Annotated in this window: 4 protein-coding genes; 3 read left to right on the plus strand and 1 reads right to left on the minus strand. The window is 75.5% G+C overall.

Annotation, left to right across the window (positions count from 1 at the left end; all coding sequences use genetic code 11):
* Positions 1-589 (minus strand): FCD domain-containing protein (locus tag VF468_31345; GenBank protein ID HEX5882782.1); only part of this gene is annotated, 589 nt, incomplete at its 3' end.
* Between the two features lie 161 nt (positions 590-750).
* On the opposite strand from VF468_31345, the gene VF468_31350 reads away from it, so the two are divergent.
* From VF468_31350 to VF468_31360, 3 genes are read left to right on the plus strand one after another with little or no spacing between them, the layout of a single operon-like run.
* On the plus strand, positions 751-1,839 hold the full coding sequence (locus VF468_31350; GenBank protein ID HEX5882783.1) for an isocitrate/isopropylmalate family dehydrogenase: 1,089 nt from the start codon (positions 751-753) through the stop codon (positions 1,837-1,839).
* An 11-nt stretch (positions 1,840-1,850) separates the two neighbouring features.
* On the plus strand, positions 1,851-2,564 hold the full coding sequence (locus VF468_31355; protein ID HEX5882784.1) for an aspartate/glutamate racemase family protein: 714 nt from the start codon (positions 1,851-1,853) through the stop codon (positions 2,562-2,564).
* Entirely contained in the window at positions 2,561-3,934 is a 1,374-nt protein-coding gene (locus VF468_31360; protein ID HEX5882785.1) for a four-carbon acid sugar kinase family protein, read from the plus strand. Before VF468_31355 ends, VF468_31360 begins: the two co-directional genes overlap by 4 nt.
* The last annotated feature ends 20 nt before the right edge of the window (positions 3,935-3,954 follow it).

Genomic DNA, 3,954 nt, shown 5'->3' on the forward strand with positions numbered 1-3,954 from the left:
CGCGGTCGCCCCGCTCGATCGCGTCGAAGATCGGCTGGTGCTCCAGGTAGGAGGGGCCGGTCTCGCCGGCGGCCTCGATCACCCGGCGGATCCAGACCCGCAGCAGGGCGCGCACGCCGTTGAGCATGTCGTTCAGGACCACGTTGCCGGCCGCCTCGGCCACCCGCAGGTGGAAGCCGACGTCGGCCTCGACGAAGCGGACCGGGTCGTCGCTCGACGCCCGCATCGTCTCCAGCAGCCCGCGCAGGTCGTCGAGGGCCTTGTCGTCGCGGCGCTCGGCGGCCAGCCCGGCCACCACCACCTCGAGATGGGCGCGGGCCTCGACCAGGTCGAGGGCCGGCCGCTCGCCGAGCAGCAGGCCCCACTCGATCACCTGTGGCAGCAGCTCGGAGTCGGTCCGCTTCAGGTAGGTGCCGTCGCCCTGGCGCACCTCGAGCAGGCCGAGCAGGTGCAGTGACTTGAGCGCCTCCCGGACCAGCGAGCGGCCGACGCCGAGGGACTCGGCCAGGCGGCGCTCGGAGGGGATCCGCTCCCCGGGCTCGACCTCTCCGGACAGGAAGTAGTCGAGCAGCCGGCGCGCGATCTCCATCGTGAGCGTCTCGCGCGAGCTGAGGTCGATTCTGGGTAGACCGGTCGACATGGTGTTCGTATCGTACGCGGTTTGGCCCGCCGGTCGAGTGGTTGACAGGTCGACCAATTCACCGGCACCATGGCCGCCCGCCACCCGGACCGGCCGAACGGAGGTGCGACATGACCGCAGACCCGCGACGCTACCGGCTCGGCGTCCTCGAAGGCGACGGCATCGGCCCGGAGATCGTGCCCGCGGCCGTGCGGGTGGTGGACGCGGCCACGGCGGCCGTCGCCGGCCGGCCGACGGTCGACTGGGTGCCGCTGCCGCTGGGCGCCGCCGCCATCGACGAGTACGGCGCCGCCGTCCCCGACAAGACCCTCCGGGCCCTGGCCGAGCTGGACGGCTGGCTGCTCGGGCCCCATGACAGCGCCAGCTACCCCGAGCCCCACCGCTCGGCCCTCAATCCCAGCGGCACCATCCGCAAGCACTTCGACCTGTTCGCCAACATCCGCCCGGCCAGGGGCTTCGAGGGCGCCCGGGCCATCTCTCCCGACACGGATCTCATCATCGTGCGCGAGAACACCCAGGGCTTCTACGCCGACCGCAGCACCTACGCCGGCACCGGCGAGTTCATGCCGTCCCCGGACGTGGCCATCGCCCTCGGCATCGTCACCCGGCCGGCCGTCGAGCGGATCGCCGAGGTCGCCTGCGACCTGGCCGCCCGCCGCCGCAAGCACCTGACCATCGTCCACAAGGCCAATGTGCTCAAGCTGACCACCGGGCTGTTCCGCGACGTGTGCCGCGAGGTCGCGGCCGGCTACCCGGACGTGACCGTTGACGACTTCCACATCGACGCCATGACCGTGCACCTGGTGCGGCGCTCGCCCGACTTCGACGTGCTGGTCACCGAGAACATGATGGGCGACATCCTCTCCGACCTGGCCGGTGAGATCGCCGGATCGCTCGGCATCGCCCCCTCGATCAACGCCTCGGCCGACCTGGCCATGGCCCAGGCCGCCCACGGCTCGGCCCCCGACATCGCCGGGCGCGACCTGGCCAACCCGATCGCGATGATCAGCTCCAGCGCGATGCTGCTGGAGTGGCTGGGTGCCCGCCACGACGACGAGGCGGCCACCCGGGCCGCGGCCCTGGTCACCCAGGCCGTGACCGACACCGTCAAGGGCGGCGTCGCCACCCCCGACCTCGGCGGCACGGTCTCGACCAGCGGGTTCGCCGCGGCCGTGGTCGAGGCCATCGGGCGGCGCTGACGGGCGGCGTCGTGGCTCCCGGCGACGGCCCCACCGTGGCGCTGATCCACGCCACCCCGGCCGCCATGGCCCCGGCCGTGGCCGCCTTCGGCGAGCGGTTCCCCGAGGCCGGCCTCTGGCACCTGCTTGACGACCGGCTGGTCAGCGACGCCGAGCGGGCCGGCGGGCTGGTGCCCCCGCTGCGCCGGCGGATGCTATCGCTGATCGGGCACGCGGTCGCCGGCGGGGCCGACGGGGTGCTGCTGACCTGCTCCATGTACGGCCCCGTGGCCCGCCTGGCGGCGCAGCTCTGGGACCGCCCGGTGGCCGGGTCGGACGAGGCGATGTACGAGCGCGTGGCCGCCGAGCGACCGGCCAGGGTCGCCGTGCTCGGCTCCCTGGAGACGGCCGTTGCCGACTCGGCGGACCGCCTCCGCGGGGCCCTGGCCGACGGCGGGCCGGCCGAGGCCGGCGGCCGGGGGTCCGGCCTCGGCACCGAGGTGGTGGGGGTGCTGTGCCCGGGCGCGGCCGCGGCCGCCTCGGCCGGCGACGGGGCCGCCCTGCTCGCCTCGCTGCGGTCGGCGGCCGAGCCGCTGGCCGGCGAGGTCGACCTGTTCCTGCTCGGCCAGTACTCGCTCACCCCCGCCCGCGCCGGGCTCCAGGCGGCGCTACGGGTCCCCGTGTGGAGTCCGCCCCATGTCGCCGCCGACGTCCTGGCCCGCCGGCTGCACCCGGCCGGACCATGACCACCGGGGACGTCCTGGGCGGCCGGCTCGGCTGCGTCGCCGACGACTACACCGGCGGGACCGACGTGGCCAGCGCCCTGCGCCGGCAGGGGCTGCGGACCCTGCTGCTGTTCGGCCCGCCGCGCCCGGACTGGGCCGCCGCCGACGCCGACGCCGTGGTGGTCGCCCTGAAGAGCCGCAACCTGCCGCCGGCCGAGGCCGTCGCCGTCTCCCTGGCCGCCCAGCGGTGGCTGCGCGAGCAGGGCATCGGGCGGCTGTTCTTCAAGTACTGCTCGACCTTCGACTCCACCGACGACGGCAACATCGGCCCGGTCGCCGACGCCCTCCTGGACGCGGCCGGGTCGCGGTTCACGGTCGTCTGCCCGACCTCGCCCGAGCACGGCCGCACCGTCCACCAGGGCCACCTGTTCGTCGGGGACCGGCTGCTGTCGGAGTCCTCCATGCGCCACCACCCCCTAACCCCCATGACCGACCCCGACCTGGTCCGGGTCCTTGGCCGCCAGACCCCCCACCGGGTCGCCCTGGTCGGATCCGAGGTCGTCCGCCAGGGCCCGGCCGCGGTGGCCGCCGCGTTCGCCGACCTGCGCGGCCAGGGAGCGCGGTTCGCGGTCACCGACGCCACCACCGACGACGACCTCGCCACCATCGCCGCCGCCTCCCGCGACCTCCCCGTGGTGACCGGCGCCGCCGGCCTGGTCCGCCTCCTGGGCGCCAGGGCGCACGAAACCCTCACCACCCGGCGCGAGGCCCCCCAGAGGAGGAGCGTAGCCGACCGCGAGATTTCGGGCGAACGCCTGTCCACAGCCCCGGCGACCGGGGCCGCCGAGGCGAGGGCCGCCGAGGCCGGGGACAGGGGCGTGGAGGGTGAGCGGTTGCCTGAGGGGCCGGTGCTGATCCTGGCCGGGAGCTCGTCGGCGGCGACCCTGGACCAGGTGGCGCGGGCGCGGGAGCGGTTCCCGGCGTACCGGCTCGATCCGGCGGCCGATGCCGACCCGGGCGACCTCCGGGCCAAGGCCGTGGACTGGATGGGCCGGCACCTGGAGGGCGGGACCGTGCTGGTGTATGCCTCGGCCCCGGCGTCGGAGCGGGAGCGGGCCGCGCCCGGGGCGGCCAAGGCGATCGAGCTGACCATGGCCGAGCTGGCCCGGGCCGCCGTCGGCCGGGGGGTGCGCCGGATCGTGGTCGCGGGCGGGGAGACCTCCGGGGCCGTGGTCGACGGGCTCGGCATCGACCGGGTGGTGGTCGCCCGTGAGGAGGACCTCGGCGTCCCCTGGCTGGTCACGACCGGCCCGGCGCCGCTGGCCCTGCTGCTCAAGTCGGGTAACTTCGGCCGCCCCGACCTGCTGGTCCGGGCCGCGGCGGCGCGCTGATGGTCCGCGAGGAGCTGGTC

The organism is Actinomycetota bacterium (assembly GCA_036280995.1).
In the GTDB taxonomy this organism is placed as follows: Bacteria; Actinomycetota; CALGFH01; order CALGFH01; family CALGFH01; genus CALGFH01.

Excerpts from the sequence above, each read along its gene's own strand:
- VF468_31350 (HEX5882783.1), top strand. The coding sequence starts at position 751 with ATGACCGCAGACCCGCGACGCTACCGGCTCGGCGTCCTCGAAGGCGAC.
- VF468_31360 (HEX5882785.1), top strand. The coding sequence starts at position 2,561 with ATGACCACCGGGGACGTCCTGGGCGGCCGGCTCGGCTGCGTCGCCGAC.